This is a genomic window from Legionella resiliens (genome assembly GCF_021344005.1).
In the GTDB taxonomy this organism is placed as follows: domain Bacteria; phylum Pseudomonadota; class Gammaproteobacteria; order Legionellales; family Legionellaceae; genus Legionella; species Legionella resiliens.
Genome location: NZ_JAJTND010000004.1, coordinates 1,171,312 through 1,191,887, shown reverse-complemented (window position 1 = coordinate 1,191,887; position 20,576 = coordinate 1,171,312). Strand labels below are relative to the sequence as shown.

Below are 20,576 nucleotides of genomic sequence, written 5' to 3'. Positions count from 1 at the left end.
CTCCCGCACTCACTCTAAATAATCTTTCAAGACCTGATTAATCATATTTTGATCCACTGTAATTTGCTCAGTCTCATTACGTAGATCTTTAATACTAATTTGTTCTTTAGCCAATTCATCTTCACCTAAAATTAACGCCAAGCGCGCACCGCTTTTATCTGCTTTTTTGAATTGGCTTTTAAAACTTCCACCCGCAGTATTTACTGACACTTCTATTGTTGGATAAGCCTTGCGTATCCGTTCGGAAATCACAAGACCACGCACCACAGCCTGATCATTCGTAGCAATAAGATATAATGCATTCTTTTTACTCTCTTGTTGCAGAAGACTCAAGGTTTCCAAAAGCAGGTATATTCTTTCGATACCTAATGCAAAACCTACTGCAGGGGTTGGATTGCCGCCTAATTGTTCGATTAATATATCGTATCGTCCTCCAGCACATACCGTAGATTGACTGCCTAATTTATCAGTAACCCATTCAAACACTGTATGTCCGTAATAATCCAGACCTCTCACCAAAACGGGATTAATTACGTAAGGGATCTTTAATGCATCCAAGCCATCGCAAAAAGACCGGAAATGTGCACGACTTTCTTCACCAAGAACATCAATCAGTTTAGGTGCATTTGCCAGTAACTGTTGCATTTCTGGGTTTTTACTGTCCAAAATACGCAATGGATTTCGAGTTAACCTGCGTTTGCTGTCTTCATCCAACTGATTTTCATGATCTGTCAAATACTCAACGAGAATTTTTTTATAATGATGGCGCTCGGTTAACTCACCTAAGGTATTCACTTGTAATTGAACAATATCTGCAAATCCTAATTCCTCCCAAAACTTACGGCATATAGAAATTAATTCCAACTCAACCATCGCACCTGCCATACCAAATGCTTCAACACCTAATTGATTGAACTGTCTATACCGTCCTTTCTGTGGTCTTTCATGACGAAACATTGGTCCCATATACCACAATTTTTGTTGCTGATTATGCAAAAGCCCATTTTGCAGGCAGGCACGAACACAGCCAGCTGTTCCTTCCGGCCTTAAAGTAATACTATCCCCGTTTAAGTCATTAAAAGTATACATTTCTTTTTCGACTATATCAGTTACCTCACCTATAGTCCGCTTAAATAGCTGGGTACTTTCAATAAGTGGGAAACGTATTTCCTGATAACCATAACTGGACAATACACTCACGAAAATCTGTTCGATGGAACGCCAAAAAACTGTTGTCTCAGGCAAAATATCATTCATTCCACGTATTGCTTGAATTCGTTCAGTCACCTAACTTCTCCATAGGAGACATTTCCGGTTTTGGATCTAACATAGATTGCATTTTTGAGATATCAGTGAGTTTAAGTTCTTTAGTTTCAATTGTTGGTGTTTGATTTAATGATAAATCAACAGGGGCTGTCTTTGTCGGAAATATCTGTTGCGTATCTCTATTTTTTTGCCACCACATTCCTACAGCCACAATCACACCTAAGGCAAACAAAATTGTAAACCAACGAATAATATGTTCTGCTTTATGCGATTCACGCTTGCTTTGCTGCCATAAGAGGGCTCGATCAGATTTTTTTTCGACAACAAACTGAGCATTAAATATTGCCAGATAAGGCTCTGGAGATGTGCCGAGTAACTTAGCATACGCACGCAAATATCCTTTAACAAAAACAGGCTCAGGTAATAAATGAAATTCATTATTTTCAATTAATTCAATAATACGAGCCCTTAAATGCAATTTATTGGCAACATACTCAACTGTGTACCCTTTTTGTTCGCGTATACTGGCAAGTTGCTCGCCTGGATTCTTATCATGCTCTACTATATTCTCATCCAGTGTGGTGGTTGTTATAGTCATTATTTACTCCACTATTATCGATATTGGAATTCAAATTATTCATGTTTTGTTCATATTCTGCAGCTAAAGTGTGTTGCCCAACTTTATCACAAACCTCTTTGGCTAAAGATAATAATACCCTGTCATTCAAAACTAAATCAGAATGCTTTTGTATTAGCGCAAATGCCTCTGCATCTCGTTTGGCCTTAATTTCAAGTTTTAGTAATTCATAAAAAGATACTTTCCGTAAAGGATCCTGATTTAATGCTTTTGCAAAATAAAGCTTTGCCTTATCCTCATTAGGGGTTGATAAAGCGCAAAGGCCTGCATTTTCATAGGCTCCTGCAGTATGCAAATACTTTAAATCATTAACGGCTTTTAAAAAGTAAGTCTCAGCTTTTTTATAATCACCTTGTCGACATAAAAAGGCACCGTAATTGTTAAGTTGCGAGCCTCCATTTTTTGCTAGTGATATGGCTTTCAAATAATATTTCTCTGCCTGATCTAATTCTTTGGTTTGTTCAAAATAATAAGCCATTGCCGAATTAACATCAGGTGAGGTGGGCTCTTGCTCCAATGCAGTAAGGATCTTTTTTTTCGCTCTTGGCCTATCACCCTGCTTTAAATACCCTAATCCTAACTGAACATTGTATGACGCAGCCTTACTGAGATCCGGTTTTTTAAAATTTTGTTCTTCGCTTTCTCCATCATGTGCGCATGCCTGCAAAAATAGGCAAGTCATAACAAGCAAGAGATAAACCTTTTTCAACACAGTATTTTCACACTAAGGTTAGAAATGATAGCGCATTATAACCGCTTACAACTAAATTAAAAATAATTTGTCACAAATAATGATTTTATTGTGATTCCCGAATTAATTGCTTTGTTAAACCCAAGGCATTTTTCACTATTCTGCTGCGTGCTGTTCTTGGTTTGCTTTAGGTATAAAATGCAATTTTTGCCATCTTTGAGAACGACTTGTTCTATCCTTAACCTCTCCCGCTAATTGCCCGCATGCTGCATCAATATCGTCACCCCGTGTTTTTCGAGTAATCGTATTAATACCATGAGCGATTAACCTATCTCTAAATGCATCAATTGTTTCTTGGGATGAGCGCTCATATTGAGTCATTGGAAAAGGATTAAAAGGGATTAAATTGACTTTTGCGGGAACATTTCGCAACAACTTTATCAATTGATTAGCATGCTCTGGTTGATCATTAACTCCCTTGAGCATCACATATTCGAAAGTTACTTTTCTTCTAGGTTCATTCTTAAAATAGTTTTTGCATAAAGCCATTAACTGAGTCAACGGATATTTCTTATTTATTGGAACAAGCTCATTTCTTAACTCATCATTTGGGGCATGCAGCGAAACGGCCAAAGCAACAGGACTAATTTCTCTTAAACGCTCGAGATCAGGTAAAACCCCTGAGGTACTTAAAGTAACACGGCGTTTCGATAATCCATAAGCAAAGTCATCCATCATAATATTCATTGCGGACACCACATTATCAAAATTAAGTAATGGCTCTCCCATGCCCATCATGACTACATTTGTTATTTTTTTGTCATGAATTCCTTCTTGTTGTGATAATTCTCGGACTGCCAACCAAACTTGGCCGATAATTTCGGCGGTAGATAAATTGCGATTAAAACCTTGTTTTGCAGTAGAACAAAAGGAACAATTCAAAGCACATCCCACTTGTGAAGAAACACACAAAGTTCCGCGATTGCTTTCCGGAATAAAAACCGTTTCGATACAATTACCACATTCCAGTTTCAAGAGCCATTTATGGGTGCCATCATTAGATTTTTGACACGCAACAATTTCTGGTAATTTAACACATGACAGCTGTGCCAGTTTTTCTCTTAAGGCTTTGCTAAGATTTGACATTTTTGTGAACTCAGTAAACCCGGCCTGATGAATCCATTGGATTATCTGCTGAGCTCGATAAGGTTGTTCTCCCCAGCTATGTAGCAGTTCACGCATTTGTTGATAATTGTAATCAAGCAGATTTACTTTTTGTGTCATTCTTGCTCCAAATTTAATGACATAAGTTAAATAGTCCTGGGCACAACGAACTGAATCTTCTACACATCGCTAAAATCCAGTACAGCTCTATTCCGATGTACCGCGGCTTGTCCGCGGGATCCAGAAGAGCCGCCCTAAAACACTGAACCCCACGGACAAGCCGTGGGGCGTAGGCAGAGATGTGATCAAGAGACAGGTGCTTCACCCACAGGCTTAACCAACTAATTTAACTTAATATCATTAACTCTTCTTATCTTTCACAAATTTCGTGTGGTTCAAAGAAAAAGGCAATTTCACGAGCTGCGTTTTCAAGGCTGTCTGAACCATGTACTGCATTAGCATCAATACTATCAGCAAAATCAGCACGTATGGTTCCAGGTGCAGCTTCTTTGGGGTTTGTTGCACCCATAATTTCTCTATTTTTCATTACAGCGCTTTCGCCTTGTAATGCCTGAACCATTACAGGGCCAGAAATCATGAACTCAACTAAATCTTTAAAGAAAGGACGTGCACGATGAATATCATAAAAATTTTCTGCTTGTTCACGAGAAAGTTGCATCATTTTTGCAGCGATTATGTTTAGGCCCGCATTTTCAAAACGAGAATAAATTTGTCCAATAACCGATTTAGCTACTGCATCAGGTTTAATAATTGACAACGTTGTTTCTTTTGCCATCACGCACTCCATAGGAATTTAGTTAAAGTGCAATATTATACATGAAATGCAGGCTATATGGCTAATATAAATTCATTTTTCTATCAATTATAATCTCAACGATCAAAATAGAACTCATAATGCGCCAATGTTCTTATCAAAGTATAAAGGCTCTCTATTTATGGCATCTTGCTCAGGATCAATTTTGTACTCAGGCAATGATTTTAACAATTCAACAACGCGAAGGATTGTCTCATAAAATTGAGTGCGGTAGGAATTAGCCGACCTGCTTAATTCTTCAGTTTGTGCAACAAAATCACTTATCTGCTCATCAAAATCCATATCCATTTGCAAAATTTCGGACAAAATACTTATAATTTTCTCCTTTAAATCTTCCGATAATGATGCATTGAGAACCTCATTCATTTTATCTATAAAAATATATTTATTGTTTTGGACTTCTGCCATATTGCAATAGATCAAAGCATGATTAATTGCCTGTCGGATTTTACTTTTTTTCTCTGAAAAGCCAGAACTCTTAAGTTCGCTCTTTAATGTGGTGATCGCCTTTTCCAATTCCGTATTGAACACTTGAGCTATTTTTATCAAAACAGCCTGACTGGCAGCAATGAAATGGGCATGTTCTCCTTGCACATTATTAAACTCATCACCTAGCGCTACTAATTGCTGTCGTTCTTTTTCTATAACTTCACGTGTTGCAGCACCTTGGGCTTCTTCATCTTTAGAATTTTCTCCAGACAATAAATAATCAATAAATAATTTTTGTACATACACATGATAATCATTTGCTTGTTGCAAAATGATTCCATTAAGTACACTTTTTAGTGGAACCTGCAGCATTCGATGATAAAAACTAAATGGACTTTTAATAGCTACAACTAATTCGGTTTGTGCTAGATTGACTTGGTACCTACCTAATATACGTTCAGCTGTTATTATTCCGTAAGTTGAAAACCAATTGCTTAATTCATTATCAATTTCTTCCCCGTTCATTTTTCATCCAATTCAAATTTTTCAAAGTATAGAGCCTGTCTGCAATTCGCTAGATTGAACCACATGGCTTTGATTTTTCGCAGCGCACAAAATCAGATCATAAAAATCAAAGCTTGAGGGCCAAAATAGTAGAATTGTAAAAAGATCCTATGATATAAGACATTTTATTTGATAAGTATAGTGTATTTCACAGATGTTAAAACGATTAGATATTGATTTACAATTATTAAATGATTTTCTCCAAATAACAACACCGCAAGTATGGTTGGATTTCGCTGCGGAGCATATTCCTTTATTATTAATTGATCATGCACATTGTGAACGTAAAGCTGCAGCAACTGCAATTAATTTTATCAGCAAGTATCCGGAAAAAAAGGAACTGGTTGAGGTAATGTCGCCTTTAGCTCGGGAGGAGTTACTTCATTTTGAAAAAGTCATTAACCTGATGACCCAAAAAGGTATTCAATTTTGTCCCTTGCAACCATCAGGATATGCGACTCACATGCATAAGCAGGTTACCAGCAGGAATGTCCTTCAGCGCTTATGCGATCAGCTGATAATTGGTGCCATTATTGAGGCCCGTTCTTGTGAGCGTTTTCATGCACTCATCCCCTATCTTGAGGATCAGGACTTAGTAAAGTTTTACGCTACTTTAATTCGATCAGAAGCCCGTCATTTTGAAGACTATCTGCGCTTGGCAAAATTATATGGCGGGGATATAGAGCAACGTCTGAATTTGTTTTTATCTTTAGAAAATGATTTTATTTTAGCAACTGATACGGTATTTCGCTTTCATAGCGGAATACCGCAATCTCATTAAAGGATTAGCTTAATAAAGATTAACTATGAGTCAGCCCTGATTGCAAGCTCTCTTGTTCCTCAAATTTAAAGGAAGCGGTTTCTTTTAAAAACTTACCTAAACCCTTATGTAATTCATCAAAATCTTTTTGAGTTAATGGCGTACCATCCGGATAATGCTTATAAATTTTTGTTTGAGAGTCCATTACATAATCGTTTTCTTGTAACCAAAGATCAACCAATTTTTTAAATGCTTTATCTGCTTCATTTTCGGTTTCTCTTCCATACTGGTCGCGTTGCTTGGGTAAGGGATTACCATTCTTATCAGTTAAAGGAGCGATGTCAACTTTCCCATCCTTAAACGTAACTTTCTGTTTAAAGCCATCTACGCTTATATCTTTGTCGCCTTTAATTTTATGAAGTATGGCTGATTTAAGTCCTTCATATATAAACTCTTTAGGATGTGTTATTGATCTAACTATAGGTATTTCGTGGGTAGCCTTCTTTATACGATCTACTGCTTCACCAGCAACCTGGGTTGACGATGTATTCATTGCTTTATTAAGTCTCGAAAAGAAATTTAGCAAGGACATCATATTAGAGCGCCAGTCATTGATGGAGGTTTGTTCTGAATTAATCACATCGTCAGCTTCCGCCATTACGTCTTCCCAAAGAGTTGATTCTTTACCTGTTTTCTTGCTTATGCTTTTATGTTTTTCTCTCAACTCATCCATAACCTTAGCCCACTCTTGCTGATGTTTAAATCGTGCAGCTTCAAGTGATTCGTCTTGCTTTTTCTTACTTTCTTCTTTATTGATCCGATCTATGTCTTCTTCAAGCTCTTTATTCGCCTCTTCTTTTTTTCTTTCAAGTTCATCTTTTTTACTTTGAGTCATAGCCAGCCTCTCTAAAAAAATTACAAATGAGCAAAATAGAGCCCCTTTGTATTATGATAACACAACAGATGGGGTTTGTCATCCCAATCACTCAGGACATAACGCTTTGAGTTTTGAGAATTATTTTGATAAGAAGTTATGCCCGGTTTATGAGTATGACCATGGATTAATTGGGTCACTTGGTAGTATGACATATGCTTTATAATTTCCTCAGCAACCACATCCATTTCTTCCATGGATTTGTTGCTATTCATCTGGCTACGATAACGTATTTGATTTACCAACCGCTCACGGTATTTCAGCGGTAAACTTAAAAAAAGAGTAGTAAATATCCTGTTTCTAGTTAACCGTCTAAAACGCTGATGTGCTAAATCTTTAGTACAATACCGGTCACCATGCACTAACAATATTTTTTCCGACCCCAATTGGAGTACAGTCGGCTCAGATAAAATGGACCATCCCGCCAGACGTGCAAAGGTTTTTCCCAATAAGAAATCACGATTACCATGCATGTAAAATAAGTTAATCCCTTGTTTTTTTAAAGAAAATAACTGATGCGCAATGCCCCTGCTCCAATCATCAATAGCATCATCACCTGCCCACACATGAAAAAAATCACCCAGGATATAAATATTTCTAACAGAAACTCGAGCCCATTCAAGAAAATGATTAAAGCGTTCCTGAATGGCCTGATCTTCAGGATGCAAATGAAGATCAGAAATAAAAACAACATCTATCATAAGGGCTCTATTTGTATGTGTTCATCGATTAAATAAATTTGACAAGGACCATTATAAGGTTCGATCGCATCACTTAAGCGATAAAATCCAGCAATTGATACCAATTCCGCCTCCAGGGAGTGACAAAAAATTCGTGCCTCTTTATCTCCAGAGATTCCTGCCAAAGCTCTGCCCCTTAAAGCGCCATAGACATGGATACAACCGTCCGCCAGTAATTCAGCGCCATGGCTTACTGAAGAGGTCACCACCAGATCGGCACCTTTTGCCACTACTTGCTGCCCCGAACGTACAGGTGCAGTAATTAATTTTGTTATTGATTTTGTTGTTTCGTAATGATTATTATTTTCAATCGGCTGTTCAATAATAGGTTTATCTTGTGTTGAAGACGCATGCAATACAGCTAAATCATGACATTGAGCCAGAGTATTATGCAATACACTCCCTCCTTGAATGGCAACAGGAATCATACCATGCGCACGCGCACTCTGGAGTAAAGACTGTAAATCAAATTCTAATTGGTGTACTGCAGACAGGTCAAAAACAACAGGTGTATGCTCAAATAACTTAGGTGCTTTGGCAATAGTATCATCAAGTTGTTGCGAAAAAACATCAGCGTTCGTATTTAACACCTGTAATACAGTAAATGTATAAAGACGACCTTTTAACTTAAATGCTTGAGTTTGTGTTGTATTTTCACCCATGAGTATGATATCCATAACCGATATTTTTGTTTATACTAACATGTGAAAACCAATAACAGAAGGATATTAAGGTGGATAAACGGTGGTTTGAACAATATCAGAAAGGAGTCCCACATGAAATTGACGCAAGTCAGTATTCTTCCCTCGTAGATTTGTTTAAAGAATCCTGCTCGCGTTATGCTAAAAAAACCGCGTATACCAATTTAGGGAGTGGTATTACGTTTGGCGAATTGGATGAGTTAAGTCGAGATTTTGCTGCTTATCTTCAACAGCTCAAACTGGAGAAAGGAGCTCGGATAGCAATCATGCTTCCCAATGTTCTTCAATACCCAGTAGCCTTATTCGGCATCTTACGCGCAGGTTATATTGTTGTTAATACAAATCCACTTTACACCACAGATGAGCTTATTCATCAGATGAATGACTCAGGTGCTGAAGCAATTATTGTGCTTGCTAATTTTGCAAAAACTGTAGAAAAGGCGTTAAGCTCCATTCCTACATTAAAACATGTCATTGTGACTGAAATAGCAGATCTATTTCCAACTCCGAAACGAATTATTATCAATTCGATAATTAAATACATAAAAAAAATGGTACCTGCTTATAATATCCCTCATGCGGTAGCTTTTAATTATACTTTGCTTGAAGGGAAACAATCGACGTTACATCATGTAGCGTTAGGTCATGACGATATTGCCTTTTTGCAATATACCGGTGGTACGACAGGTGTAGCAAAAGGCGCTATTTTAACTCATAGAAATATGATCTCCAATGTCCTGCAAGCTGAAGCGTGGATTAAGCCTATAGTAGGATTAAATGGTGACGAAACGATTATTACAGCGATACCTCTCTATCATATTTTCTCTCTTACAGCGAATTGTTTGACCTTTTTAAAACAAGGAGCAAAAAATGTCCTGATTACAAATCCCCGTGATATGAAGCACTTTGTTAAAGAAATCAAAAAAGTGCGTTTTTCAGCAATTACGGGAGTTAATACTCTGTTTAATGGTTTACTAAACCAGCCTGATTTTAAAGAAGTTGATTTCAGCAACCTAAAAATTTCACTTGCAGGTGGTATGGCATTGCAAAAAAGTGTGGCACTTAAATGGCATGAAGTCACCAAAACACCTGTATTAGAAGCTTATGGATTAACTGAAACCAGTCCTGCTGCCATTATGAATCCTATGAATCTGACTGAATATAATGGAAGTATAGGAGTGCCTGTTCCCTCTACAGATGTCATTATTCTTGATGATGATGAACATGAAGTACCTATAGGAACAAGCGGGGAAATTTGCGTTAAAGGACCTCAAGTCACCCCAGGATATTGGAAACGACCTGATGAAACCGCATTGGTGTTCACTAAAAATGGTTATTTAAAAACCGGGGACATTGGTAAAATGGATGAAGAAGGCTTTATTTATCTAGTCGATCGAAAAAAAGACATGTTACTTGTCTCAGGATTTAACGTTTATCCAAATGAAGTAGAACAAGTAATTGCAATGCATCCTGGCGTTTTGGAGGTGGGCGTTGTTGGTGTGGTGGACAATGAATCGGGGGAACGTGTTAAAGCATGCATTGTAAAAAAAGATCCCGATTTAACCGAAGAACAAGTGATTGCTTATTGTCGAGAACACCTAACAGCTTATAAAGTTCCAAGGCTAGTTGAATTTTACGATGAGCTTCCTAAAACAAATGTGGGAAAAATTCTTCGTCGAGCACTTAAAGATTCTCATGCTGCATCACCAAGTCTCCCGGAAGAAAAACCAGCCGTTACTATATAAATTCAATACTTGCTTACTACGTCCCGCGGCTTGTCCGCGGGATCCAGAACGATCTGCAGCTAAAACACTGGACCCCACGGACAAGCCGCGGGGCGTAGGCAGAGATGTGAGAAAGAGAAAGCAGGTCCGAGAGCAAAAGCGAAACTTATTTCCTGGATTCGTTCCAATTTACCACAGGATATTCTTCATCAAAAATCAAAATAAAGATACTCTTTCTAGCACGTGTTATTTTACCAATTGTCTCATTATGCGAGCGGTCGCACCCCACACCCAATCTTTATTTCCAGTGAATTCACAAGTAGCATAACGACGGCCATTTCGTTCAACTATAAAATCTTTATAATTTTGGGCATCTTGGACTAATGCCATTGGAATCGATATTAAACGAGTTACTTCTTGATCATTTAATTGGTAAGGATGAACCGTTTCAATACGTGCAAACCAAGGATGAATAATCTTCCCTAAAAGGGTTTTTTGAATATTTAATTCTTTTATCAAAGTGATACGATCCTGGGTAATTCCTAACTCTTCATACAACTCTCTAAGTGCAGTAGCATAATAGTTTTCATCTCCTTCTTCCCAGGTACCTCCTGGGAAACAAATTTCTCCTGGATGCGCACGCAATTTATCGCTACGTTGTGTCAGAATCAATGAATCAGATAATTGCTCATACAAGACAACCACAGCCGAATGTGTCAGTTTTTTTCCTTTAATTTCATTTAAGTCCATTAATAACCGCTGCTATTTTGATAAAACATTCACGATATTCATCTTCCCAGTTTGAGTCAATCACTATTCCACCACCAGCAGCTAAATGTAACGTATTCTCTTTGGCTGTAACCGTGCGAATAGCAATGTTCGTATCAAAGCGCCCATGCCGGGAAAAATAACCTATGGAGCCACAATAAATGCCTCGTGCATAACACTCTTGTTCATGAATAATTCGTATTGACTCAGCTTTTGGCGCTCCTGTAATAGAACCACCAGGAAAACAAGATAAAAATGCATCAAATGGCAGAATTGCAGCGGAGCATTGAGCTTCAATTGTACTTACTAAATGATGTACTGAATTATAGCTTTGCACCTCACATAAACTCGTTACGTGTACTGAACCTGGTTGAGCAATTTTACCTAAGTCATTTCTCGACAAATCAACTATCATGACATTCTCAGCTCGATTTTTTTCACATGATGCCAATTTACTTTTTAATTCTTCATCTTCCATACGGTTAGTGGAGCGCCCTATTGTCCCTTTAATAGGAGATGTTACTAATTTACCCTCTTCATGCAATAGAAACCGTTCAGGGGAGAAACTTAAAATATCAGCATGGGCTGTTCGTAAAAAAGCAGCATAAGGAACAGGGTTTTTCAAACAAACTTTTTTATAAAAAGTCCAACTGTCCCCTTCATAACCAACGTGAAATGGCTGAGTCAGATTGACCTGATAGCTCCTTCCTTCTTTTAGAAATTGGTAAACTGAAGAAAATGCTTTGATGTAATTTTGTTTGCTCATCAAAGGAGTAAAATCACCTTTAATAGCTGCATTATCCTGTTGTTTCGCAGGGTTATTCCACAACTCCAATACTTCATCAACAATTATAGCTGTTGATTGATGTGTATTTGCCGCAAATACGGTTACGGTTTTATTATGATGGTCTACGATAATTGCCCAATCATACAAACCAAGATCTAACAAAGGCATATTTTCTAATGTAGGTTGTATGTAGGAATCTATTCCTAATAACTTTGCTCCAAGATCGTAAGAAATATAACCCAAAGCACCGCCTTGAAAAGGAAGATCCGCCACAGAGGATATTGGCGATAAGCGCAGACTTATTTTTTTTAATAAATTTGGTAAATCCTCAGCATTTTGATCGATTTGAATAAAATCATAAGGATAGGCACTGATAATATCATAACGCCCATAAGCGCGATCTGTACTTTCTAAAAGAACAAAACCAGGTAAATGAAATAATTTTTGGTAATACTCATGCAACGAATCATGATAGTCTAATGAATATAATACAAATTGGCTCAAAATGTTCCTCTTAGGTAATTTTATAAAAATTTATATTTGTAGCCTGCATAGCGGTACAAATACTTCATTCTGTAACACGAATTCAACACTAATTCTCTGGTTTTTGAATTAATTTGTGAGTATGCTATGCAAACGCTTTATTGACAAGGAGCCTTGTATGGCAACAGTTGCTCAATTTGACATTACATATACTCAATTTTTAAATGAACATGGAAAATTGGTCGGACAACTACCTTCTTTTGCCCGTGATCATTCTGTGCTCAAAGAACTTTATAAAATTATGGTTCTGACACGGACTTTTGATAAAAAAGCTATAGCTTTGCAAAGAACGGGGAAAATGGGAACTTATGCCCCGATTAATGGACAGGAAGCAATTTCAACCGCTATAGGTCATGCAATGCGCCCTGAGGATGTTCTTGTACCCTATTACCGCGATTATGCTGCGCAATTTCAACGCGGTGTAAAAATGTCTGAAATACTCGCTTTCTGGGGTGGTGACGAGCGTGGCAGTCAATTTTCCTGTAATTCAGAAGACTTACCCATCTGTGTTCCAATTGCCTCTCAATGCTTGCATGCAACAGGCGTTGCATTTGCCTTTAAATATAGAAATCAACCTCGTGTCGCTGTAGTGTGTCTCGGTGAAGGAGGTACTTCAGAAGGCGATTTCTATGAGGCAATGAATGTCGCAGGCACATGGAATTTACCTGTCGTTTTCGTAGTAAATAATAACCAATGGGCAATTTCTGTTCCTAGAGATCAACAGACAGGTACCCAAACTATTGCACAAAAGGCAATAGCCGCCGGCTTTACAGGCATGCAAATTGACGGTAACGACATTCTAGCAACAAGACAAGTTATTGGCGATGCGATTGAAAAGGCACGTCATGGTGAAGGGCCTACTTTAATTGAAGCCATGTCTTACCGTTTATCGGATCATACAACAGCTGACGATGCAACGCGCTATCAACCTGGCGATGAAGTTGAGAAAGCAAAACCTAAAGAACCCATATCACGATTTAAAGAATTTCTTATAGAACAAAAAATCTGGAATGCACAAGACGAAGAAAATTTGGTAATTCAATGTTCTGAAGAAGTAGAAAAAGCAGTTAATGAATACTTGAGTATGGAGCCGCAACCAATCAGCAGTATTTTTGATTATCATTATGCCGAATTACCTGAGTATTTAGTGGAACAACGTGCAATAGCTATGGAGGAAGCAACTCATGCCTGATATTACTTTAATCGAGGCAGTAACTCAGGCTTTGGCTTATGAGTTAGCTCATGATGAAAATGTTGTGGTTTTTGGAGAGGATGTTGGTAAAAATGGTGGCGTCTTTCGCGCCACGGTAGGATTACAAGACCGTTTTGGTGAAAAAAGAGTTTTTGATACACCATTGGCAGAGTCTATGATTGCTGGATTGGCAATTGGTATGTCCATACAAGGATTGAAACCGGTTGCTGAGTTTCAATTTATGGGATTTATCTATCCAGCAATGAATCAAATTATTTCTCATGCTGCCCGGATGCGTAATAGAACACGCGGACGACTGCATTGCCCTCTCGTTTTTCGTGCGCCTTTTGGCGGCGGTATTCGAGCTCCAGAACATCATTCTGAAAGCACTGAGGCGCTGTTTGCTCATATTCCTGGTTTACAAGTTGTGATTCCCTCCTCGCCACGGCGTGCTTATGGCTTGCTTTTAGCAGCCATGCGTAATCCTGATCCAGTTGTTTTTCTCGAACCTAAACGTATTTATCGTTTGGTCAAGCAACCTGTAGAAGATAATGGTGAGGCGCTTCCCTTAGGAAAGTGTTTTACTTTACAACAAGGTGAAGATGTCACCTTAGTAAGTTGGGGAGCCAGCATCCACGAAACGCAACAAGCAGCGAAACAACTAGGCAACGAAGGAATTTCTTGTGAAGTCATTGATGTAGCAACGATTAAACCACTGGATATTGAAACAATTTTAGCCTCCGTAGAGAAAACAGGACGGTGTATTATCGTTCATGAGGGAGCAAAAACTTGTGGAGTTGGTGCCGAAATTTCCGCACAGATTATGGAAAATTCTATGGCTGATTTAATGGCTCCAGTCCAACGGGTAACCGGATATGATACTGTAATGCCCTATTTCCAGCTGGAAAAACAGTACATCCCTAGCGTTGCACGGATTAAAAACAGTGTTATGAGCATAATGGAGTAATAATGAATATTTTCAATCTACCTGATTTGGGTGAAGGCTTGCCTGATGCTGAGATTCATGAATGGTTTGTTAAAGAGGGTGATACTGTAATAGCAGATCAACCATTGGTTTCTATGGAAACCGCAAAAGCTGTAGTTGATGTACCTTGTCCTCAGTCTGGAGTTATTAGTAAATTATACGGTAAACCTGGAGATGTAATTAAAACAGGTGAACCTTTGGTGGCTTTTAAATCAGCTAGTGCTAAAACCGAAGACAAAGGAACAGTGGTCGGTAATTTAGAAGAAAGCAGTGAAGTCTTTGAAGATAATTTTACTGTTGGCATCCAACATACGACTAAAAATCGTATCAAGGCAACCCCTGCGGTAAAAATGCTTGCTAAAAAATTTAATATCGATTTATCTACTGTTAAAGGAACTGGAGAGTTTGGCATCATCACTCGAGATGATGTTCAGGCGCAAGCAGACAAGAACTCAGAAATTCCTGCAGGTTTTGAACCTCTGCGCGGTGTAAGACGAGCAATGCTCAATAGTATGATTCAATCTCATGCGGAAGTAGTCCCTGTAAGTATTTTTGATGAAGCAGATATTAGTGCCTGGAAGCCAGGTACTGATATTACGATTCGCCTAATCCGGGCAATAGTCTACGCTGCTAAAAATGAACCCGCCCTAAATGCATGGTTTGATACAAAACATGGTGCGCGCCAGTGTTTTGATGAGGTGCATCTTGGTTTAGCTATGGATAATGAGGAAGGGTTATTTGTGCCTGTTATTCATAACGCTGCAAAACTTTCCGATGGTGATCTACGAAAAATGATCAATGAGTTTAAAGAGTCGGTGAGCAAACGAGAAATTACTGCAGATAAATTGAAGGGAGCTACTATAACACTTTCCAATTTCGGAAAATTTGCTGGCCGCTTTGCAAGTCCAATTATTGTTCCGCCGATGGTTGCTATCTTGGCGGTAGGCAGACTCTATCAAGGAGCTGTTGTCAACGCTCAAGGAACATTAGAAGCACATAATATACTCCCCTTATCATTAAGTTTTGACCACAGAGCAGTCACTGGTGGCGAGGCAACTCGTTTCTTAGGCGCTGTGATGGAGTCATTACAAAAGGAATGAGGTAAAAGTCCTCTCCCTGACGGGAGAGGACATGAATGTTATTGCTGCATTTTTTCTTGCATCTTACTTTTTATTTTCTCAGCTAACTTCATTTTGCATTGCTGCAATTGTTCTGGACTAAAATTAGTATTTGGTAATTGTTTCTTACCCATGGCTACAGGTAAAACACAGTCTTTGACTAATTCTTTACCTGCATTCTCCCCACCTTTAAAGTAACCATTTTGCATACAAGAGATTGCAATAGCTTTACAGGGTCCTGATTCTGCCCAACCAAATAAGGAAATGCTCATTAATAAGCTAACTATACCCATCTTTGCAAATAATTTGTTCATTTTTATAATTCCTTTTGTTGAGGACAATAATCCTATTTTTAGACAATTGCATCTAAAATATAGCATAGTATTTGTATTTTGCTTTTATGGGTATCTTGAAATTAAAATTCAGTAACTTACACAAAGTACCTGCTTCCAGAATGAGGCTATTTTGGCACAGGGCTATCAGGATTTCTCCTGTCGATCATTATGGATTGGAGTGCGTTATAATGCTTATAGACTTCCTTTATAGGAATTTTAGTAGAAATAAATAAAGAGCAATGCCCCCTCAAAAAGCGAAGTGAAGCAGCATCCTTACTTTATAGCTCCATCTTCTTAGTAGTTAGTGATAGCATAACAATAAAACACGGTTTACTGTTATTATTTTAGTCTATTGGTATTATTTTATTTCAATTAAATAAGTTTGCTCAATTGGTTTTTAAACGTGTGTTGGGATTTTAACCCTGCGGCCTACGTTGCAGGGCTGGTTCAGAAAGCCATCAATACTAGTTACCAAGCTCGTGCATCGGGTCAACAGGTTTCAGATTTTCACGCGACTGCGTGCGGTCTGCGGTTCTTACTTCATCAAGGCGCTCGACGGCCGCCAATTCAATACGCAGCCACTCCACTCCCGCCCCGCAACGCGCCGCTCCCCACGCCTTGCCTGTCACCCCGAACAAAGCAAAATCAACGCCCAGCCCCGAAGAAGCAGAAACAACCAATGGAAACAGCGTACTATCCATGTCTGTATTATAGTTATAGAATGATAACTCCCACGGCAATGTCTCTTCATTGAACTGATGCGTGGGGTCAAACGAGCGGTCTTTTCGGCAATATTCATTAATTACATGGACAGGAAGTTCACGCTGAGCTAGTCCCACTTGCATCCAGGCGTTTTCCATTGCCGTCCAATTTTTCGTGCTGTACCAGCTATCATATCCATCAATATAATTTCGCAGTGCGTTTTTAAGCGGCGTAAAGTCAAAATGCTTTGAACCCTTAACCAAGACTCCAGATTGCTTATACGTTAAGCCATTCTTCTCTATCGCTTCGCAGCATTTTAACATTCGGGCTTTGGTGGTCTCATCCATAAGCTGTTCCAACATGCGGCACATGTGCTTGTCCTTTGCCCAGTAGGCGTATTCGTAAGCGGTGCAATGGAATGTTCGACCTGAGTAGTCGGTGAATGTCCCCGGATTACGTAACAACGATTGTTGCTTTTCTTCCTGCTTGGGCATGAATTGTGAGAATTTTTTCTCTACTCTATCCCGTTCTCCATAGGCCACGTGCTGGAGGAAGTGAGATAAAATCCTGTCCGGTTGGAATAAGGTATACGTTCTCCTGTCTGTTGTTACAAGAGCATTTAGGTCTTTCGGATTATCCTTTATAAAATAGCCAATTTCCTTCAGTATGCAGTCAGGAAGCGTATTAAAATAGGGGAATTTCTTAACAACATCTTCCATCTCTTTGGGAAGGTTTTTAATCTGTGATAACTTCTTTATCAACTCAAGTTGCTCATTTTCAATCAAGTCATTCAAATTCAAAAAATCTTGCTTTAGCTCTTCTGGAATGGTGTTGAATTGAGGATTTTCTTCTTCAATCAGATTCATAGCCTGTTGATAGAGTGTTTCAAAATCGGAAATTGGGTTTGTGGCTTTACTTTGGAAAGAACCCATGTTAGATACCTCTTAAAAAAAATTTGAGCATATTTTAGATCAAATAATATCCAATTTAAACATATTTTTGCTTGGCAGCGCTATGCTGTTGTTTGAATGCCCACAGCATCAGACTAAGAAACAGGTTATTTGATAGATTAAATTATCTTATAGCTAGGCTTAGAAAATGGCTAAAGTCGAGATTAGAAAACTTATATTTAGGGCCCCATTTGGATGTGTAAGGATATAAAAACTTGACAAAAAATATCATTTTTAATAAATTTTACATATTTTGTTTTAAATTTCAACTAAACACGATCTGTCCTTCCCGTCCGGATGATAGAAGGACTGGTTTTCTTACCAAGTTTTAATGATTAAACGGGTTGGTCGCTGAGGTAAAGAACAGAGCAAACGGTAATTACCCATCCTCCTTCTAAGGTTAATTAGATAAAACAAAGTCCATTTCAGCTTCTTCAAAGACGGAGACGTAGGAATAGCGTTACCTCATCAACAGGGAGCACATGATGAAAATGAGCACGCTGAGTTTGACGAAATACTGTTGAAACAATTATTTCACATTTGGAGCATCTTGATATTGCTCTAGCGTGATATCTATGGCACCGCTGAAAACATATTATTTCACTCAACCTTGATAGTTGCATGAACGAACATCTCAAACCGGATTTCGTTGCCTGCCAAACTACAATTATCCTTTAGCAATTTTATTGAGTAACTCTGCCAGCCTGCATCCTGCATACATAACCTGTTTTTGGACTAATCGCTGCGCATTTTCTTGATATTTATCACTAGGGGTTTCATTAGGGTTCATCTGATAAACATTTTTTATGGCCAACTTATGGGACATTTTTGCCCATTTCATAGGTTTTATTTCTGTACCAATCATCGAGCAGGACATTTTTTGTTCCAATTGTTGTGCTGTATTTTTTATACGAGTCTCATCAAATTGTCCAAGAAAAAAGCCAGCTCCATTGTCCCAGTACTGATGCAAATTACTGCCTACTGGATTTTTCCCTAAGAAGAATAAATTGCCCCCTAAATCGCCCTTAGGATGTTGCGCACTGACTCGAGTTATAGCGTGTAATGGTTGGTGAATATCACCTGTTATATGAATTAACATGCGTAATGCAAGTTTTTTATCTGCTGGATTTGTCTTTTTAGAAGAAAGTACGGCGATTGCTTGTTTTATTGCTCTTGTTGCATTGGTATTTTCAACTGGAGGTAGGTGAGTTCCATCAATGGAGAAAGGAATATCGATATAATGCATGACATCATACCAATATACTTCCCTCCACCTAATTTCATCCATCCAGGTTGAGGAGCTAACAAAACTTGAATTGGGTGTGTTATGCGGGCGTGAACGAAGGTATTTATAACACATGGTCCTGGCTTTTGGGGATAAATTATCGTAGGCAATTTGGGCCACCACCTTGTGGCCTGCAGCATTCCAAGCATAGCTGTTTACAGTTACCAGGCAAAAAACAAGTGCATAAATAATTCGTGACATAATTAACCCAAATAGGGAGACCACGCAGGCTCTTGTACATCTCCTTCACGTGCGGGAAGTCTCATTCGTATTCTACCATCAAGAGAAACGATACCCAATACACCTTTATCCTGATTATGCGTCGCATAAAGAATTAAACGACCGTTTGGTGCAACAGATGGAGACTCATCACGACCAGAAAAAGTTAGACTGACAATTGGTCCACCACTTGCACTTTGTAATCCAATGTTAAATTGCTTGTCATCTCGATGCAACATAACAATATTTTTCATATCAGGTGTATAGGAAGCACGTGCATTATAATTGCCCTCAAAAGTGACACGACTCACTTGGCCATTGGCTAAAGATAGGCGATATATTTGTGGTGAACCCCCTCTTCCTGAAGTAAATAATAAGCTTTTGCCATCTGGGGCATAACGTGGTTCAGTGTCAATGGCATCACCAAAAGTCAATTGCTTCATGTTGCCAGTACCTATATCTACACTGTAAATTTTGGGTGTTCCACTTTTAGATAAAACTACAGCCAACTCTCTTCCGTCAGGAGCCCATGCAGGAGCACCGTTAATTCCCGGGAAACTGGTAATTAAACGTCTTTGACCTGTTTCAACTGAAACAGTAAATATTTGTGCTCTTTTTTTCTCGAAGGAAACATAAGAAATACTTTTACCATCTGGAGCCCAGGCTGGAGACATAATAGGCTCGGAGGAAATTAATAAGCTTTGCGGATTATGTCCATCTGCATCAGCAACCTCAAGTGAATAACGAGTACTTTTTACAGTTCTTTGAACAGAAATATAGGCAATACGAGTGGAGAAAACACCCTTCTCCCCTGTTAGTTTTTGGTATATCTCATCACTAATATGATGTGCCAGTGGTCTGACTTGATTCGCGTTAATTTGAAATGTTTTTGTCAATAAAATCGTCCCATTCGCTACCGCATCAGTTAAAGTAAAGCTCACTTCATAATGATTTCCTGCTCGAATGACATGTCCTGTTACCACACTGTCTGCGCCTAATTGCTTGAGCGTGCTTACTGACGATTGCGCATTGGCACCTTGTGGGCCAGAAACAATACGAAATTGTCCTGAGAAATTTAAATCGCCTTCAATAACTTGTCCGATTTCTTGAGCGGCACCATCTGAACCAAAAGAGTTAATCGCAATAGGCAAAGCTGAGTTAATCCCTTGGGTTAACTCTAAATCAAGAGCAAACATTTGCTGTGTAAAAAGCAATAAAAAAAGTGCAATAATTCGGTTAATCACGAG

20 protein-coding genes are annotated in these 20,576 nt (G+C 38.6%); 5 read left to right on the top strand and 15 right to left on the bottom strand.

The window, feature by feature from the left end; translation table 11 throughout:
• Nucleotides 1-9: 9 nt before the first annotated feature.
• The 6 genes from hisS to LXO92_RS10680 all read right to left on the bottom strand — a co-directional run bounded on the left by hisS (nucleotide 10) and on the right by LXO92_RS10680 (nucleotide 5,547).
• Nucleotides 10-1,287 carry a histidine--tRNA ligase gene (gene hisS, locus LXO92_RS10705; protein WP_182352696.1) on the bottom strand — a complete coding sequence of 426 codons (1,278 nt, stop codon included), beginning with the start codon at nucleotides 1,285-1,287 and terminating at the stop codon, nucleotides 10-12.
• A complete protein-coding gene (locus tag LXO92_RS10700) occupies nucleotides 1,280-1,864 on the bottom strand; it encodes a helix-turn-helix domain-containing protein (protein ID WP_182352695.1) in 585 nt (194 codons plus the stop codon). Before LXO92_RS10700 ends, hisS begins: the two co-directional genes overlap by 8 nt.
• Entirely contained in the window at nucleotides 1,836-2,615 is a 780-nt protein-coding gene (gene pilW / locus LXO92_RS10695) for a type IV pilus biogenesis/stability protein PilW (RefSeq protein WP_182352694.1), read from the bottom strand. The genes LXO92_RS10700 and pilW overlap by 29 nt, the downstream gene beginning before the upstream one ends.
• 135 nt (nucleotides 2,616-2,750) lie before the next feature.
• Complete coding sequence (gene rlmN, locus LXO92_RS10690) at nucleotides 2,751-3,878, bottom strand: dual-specificity RNA methyltransferase RlmN (protein ID WP_182352693.1); 1,128 nt, start codon at nucleotides 3,876-3,878, stop codon at nucleotides 2,751-2,753.
• 250 nt (nucleotides 3,879-4,128) lie between these two features.
• Nucleotides 4,129-4,554 (bottom strand): nucleoside-diphosphate kinase, encoded by a 426-nt coding sequence (gene ndk, locus LXO92_RS10685; protein ID WP_182352692.1) that lies wholly within the window; start codon nucleotides 4,552-4,554, stop codon nucleotides 4,129-4,131.
• Nucleotides 4,555-4,668: 114 nt separating this feature from the next.
• Nucleotides 4,669-5,547, bottom strand: coding sequence for a hypothetical protein (locus LXO92_RS10680; RefSeq protein WP_232890961.1), 879 nt, complete (start codon nucleotides 5,545-5,547; stop codon nucleotides 4,669-4,671).
• A 193-nt stretch (nucleotides 5,548-5,740) separates the two neighbouring features.
• On the opposite strand from LXO92_RS10680, the gene LXO92_RS10675 reads away from it, so the two are divergent.
• A complete protein-coding gene (locus LXO92_RS10675; protein WP_182352690.1) occupies nucleotides 5,741-6,367 on the top strand; it encodes a MiaE family protein in 627 nt (208 codons plus the stop codon).
• Between the two features lie 19 nt (nucleotides 6,368-6,386).
• Here the strand turns inward: LXO92_RS10675 and LXO92_RS10670 are convergent, their stop codons facing one another.
• Genes LXO92_RS10670 through minC form a run of 3 tightly spaced genes read right to left on the bottom strand, consistent with a single transcriptional unit; the run spans nucleotide 6,387 to nucleotide 8,682 of the window.
• Nucleotides 6,387-7,241, bottom strand: a complete 855-nt coding sequence (locus LXO92_RS10670; RefSeq protein ID WP_182352689.1) for a hypothetical protein — start codon at nucleotides 7,239-7,241, stop codon at nucleotides 6,387-6,389.
• A 20-nt stretch (nucleotides 7,242-7,261) separates the two neighbouring features.
• Nucleotides 7,262-7,981, bottom strand: a complete 720-nt coding sequence (locus LXO92_RS10665) for a UDP-2,3-diacylglucosamine diphosphatase (protein WP_182352688.1) — start codon at nucleotides 7,979-7,981, stop codon at nucleotides 7,262-7,264.
• A complete protein-coding gene (gene minC / locus LXO92_RS10660; protein WP_182352687.1) occupies nucleotides 7,978-8,682 on the bottom strand; it encodes a septum site-determining protein MinC in 705 nt (234 codons plus the stop codon). The genes LXO92_RS10665 and minC overlap by 4 nt, the downstream gene beginning before the upstream one ends.
• Nucleotides 8,683-8,753: 71 nt before the next feature.
• Between minC and LXO92_RS10655 the strand changes: the two genes are divergently transcribed.
• Nucleotides 8,754-10,466: an AMP-binding protein gene (locus LXO92_RS10655; RefSeq protein ID WP_232890960.1), complete on the top strand. Its 1,713-nt coding sequence runs from the start codon at nucleotides 8,754-8,756 to the stop codon at nucleotides 10,464-10,466.
• 225 nt (nucleotides 10,467-10,691) lie between these two features.
• Here the strand turns inward: LXO92_RS10655 and LXO92_RS10650 are convergent, their stop codons facing one another.
• Together LXO92_RS10650 and pabB are read right to left on the bottom strand one after the other, a co-directional pair.
• Complete coding sequence (locus tag LXO92_RS10650; protein ID WP_232890959.1) at nucleotides 10,692-11,195, bottom strand: NUDIX hydrolase; 504 nt, start codon at nucleotides 11,193-11,195, stop codon at nucleotides 10,692-10,694.
• Nucleotides 11,182-12,504: an aminodeoxychorismate synthase component I gene (pabB, locus tag LXO92_RS10645; protein ID WP_232890958.1), complete on the bottom strand. Its 1,323-nt coding sequence runs from the start codon at nucleotides 12,502-12,504 to the stop codon at nucleotides 11,182-11,184. The genes LXO92_RS10650 and pabB overlap by 14 nt, the downstream gene beginning before the upstream one ends.
• Before the next feature lie 157 nt (nucleotides 12,505-12,661).
• Between pabB and pdhA the strand changes: the two genes are divergently transcribed.
• Genes pdhA through LXO92_RS10630 form a run of 3 tightly spaced genes read left to right on the top strand, consistent with a single transcriptional unit; the run spans nucleotide 12,662 to nucleotide 15,820 of the window.
• Complete coding sequence (pdhA, locus tag LXO92_RS10640) at nucleotides 12,662-13,735, top strand: pyruvate dehydrogenase (acetyl-transferring) E1 component subunit alpha (RefSeq protein WP_232890957.1); 1,074 nt, start codon at nucleotides 12,662-12,664, stop codon at nucleotides 13,733-13,735.
• Entirely contained in the window at nucleotides 13,728-14,702 is a 975-nt protein-coding gene (locus LXO92_RS10635) for an alpha-ketoacid dehydrogenase subunit beta (RefSeq protein WP_182352682.1), read from the top strand. Before pdhA ends, LXO92_RS10635 begins: the two co-directional genes overlap by 8 nt.
• Nucleotides 14,703-14,704: 2 nt before the next feature.
• Complete coding sequence (locus tag LXO92_RS10630; RefSeq protein WP_232890956.1) at nucleotides 14,705-15,820, top strand: dihydrolipoamide acetyltransferase family protein; 1,116 nt, start codon at nucleotides 14,705-14,707, stop codon at nucleotides 15,818-15,820.
• A 38-nt stretch (nucleotides 15,821-15,858) separates the two neighbouring features.
• Here the strand turns inward: LXO92_RS10630 and LXO92_RS10625 are convergent, their stop codons facing one another.
• The 4 genes from LXO92_RS10625 to tolB all read right to left on the bottom strand — a co-directional run bounded on the left by LXO92_RS10625 (nucleotide 15,859) and on the right by tolB (nucleotide 20,573).
• Nucleotides 15,859-16,152 carry a hypothetical protein gene (locus LXO92_RS10625; RefSeq protein ID WP_232890955.1) on the bottom strand — a complete coding sequence of 98 codons (294 nt, stop codon included), beginning with the start codon at nucleotides 16,150-16,152 and terminating at the stop codon, nucleotides 15,859-15,861.
• Nucleotides 16,153-16,637: 485 nt separating this feature from the next.
• Entirely contained in the window at nucleotides 16,638-17,807 is a 1,170-nt protein-coding gene (locus tag LXO92_RS10620) for a hypothetical protein (RefSeq protein ID WP_232890954.1), read from the bottom strand.
• Between the two features lie 685 nt (nucleotides 17,808-18,492).
• Nucleotides 18,493-19,311: a S1/P1 nuclease gene (locus tag LXO92_RS10615; RefSeq protein ID WP_232890953.1), complete on the bottom strand. Its 819-nt coding sequence runs from the start codon at nucleotides 19,309-19,311 to the stop codon at nucleotides 18,493-18,495.
• 2 nt (nucleotides 19,312-19,313) lie between these two features.
• Nucleotides 19,314-20,573, bottom strand: coding sequence for a Tol-Pal system beta propeller repeat protein TolB (gene tolB / locus LXO92_RS10610; protein ID WP_232890952.1), 1,260 nt, complete (start codon nucleotides 20,571-20,573; stop codon nucleotides 19,314-19,316).
• Nucleotides 20,574-20,576 lie beyond the last annotated feature (3 nt).

Bases quoted from the DNA above. Each gene is read 5' to 3' on its own strand.
- LXO92_RS10700 (WP_182352695.1), bottom strand. From the start codon at position 1,864: ATGACTATAACAACCACCACACTGGATGAGAATATAGTAGAGCATGAT.
- rlmN (WP_182352693.1), bottom strand. From the start codon at position 3,878: ATGACACAAAAAGTAAATCTGCTTGATTACAATTATCAACAAATGCGT.
- ndk (WP_182352692.1), bottom strand. From the start codon at position 4,554: ATGGCAAAAGAAACAACGTTGTCAATTATTAAACCTGATGCAGTAGCT.
- LXO92_RS10680 (WP_232890961.1), bottom strand. From the start codon at position 5,547: ATGAACGGGGAAGAAATTGATAATGAATTAAGCAATTGGTTTTCAACT.
- LXO92_RS10675 (WP_182352690.1), top strand. From the start codon at position 5,741: ATGTTAAAACGATTAGATATTGATTTACAATTATTAAATGATTTTCTC.
- LXO92_RS10670 (WP_182352689.1), bottom strand. From the start codon at position 7,241: ATGACTCAAAGTAAAAAAGATGAACTTGAAAGAAAAAAAGAAGAGGCG.
- LXO92_RS10665 (WP_182352688.1), bottom strand. From the start codon at position 7,981: ATGATAGATGTTGTTTTTATTTCTGATCTTCATTTGCATCCTGAAGAT.
- minC (WP_182352687.1), bottom strand. From the start codon at position 8,682: ATGGGTGAAAATACAACACAAACTCAAGCATTTAAGTTAAAAGGTCGT.
- LXO92_RS10650 (WP_232890959.1), bottom strand. From the start codon at position 11,195: ATGGACTTAAATGAAATTAAAGGAAAAAAACTGACACATTCGGCTGTG.
- pdhA (WP_232890957.1), top strand. From the start codon at position 12,662: ATGGCAACAGTTGCTCAATTTGACATTACATATACTCAATTTTTAAAT.
- LXO92_RS10635 (WP_182352682.1), top strand. From the start codon at position 13,728: ATGCCTGATATTACTTTAATCGAGGCAGTAACTCAGGCTTTGGCTTAT.
- LXO92_RS10630 (WP_232890956.1), top strand. From the start codon at position 14,705: ATGAATATTTTCAATCTACCTGATTTGGGTGAAGGCTTGCCTGATGCT.
- LXO92_RS10625 (WP_232890955.1), bottom strand. From the start codon at position 16,152: ATGAACAAATTATTTGCAAAGATGGGTATAGTTAGCTTATTAATGAGC.
- LXO92_RS10620 (WP_232890954.1), bottom strand. From the start codon at position 17,807: ATGGGTTCTTTCCAAAGTAAAGCCACAAACCCAATTTCCGATTTTGAA.
- LXO92_RS10615 (WP_232890953.1), bottom strand. From the start codon at position 19,311: ATGTCACGAATTATTTATGCACTTGTTTTTTGCCTGGTAACTGTAAAC.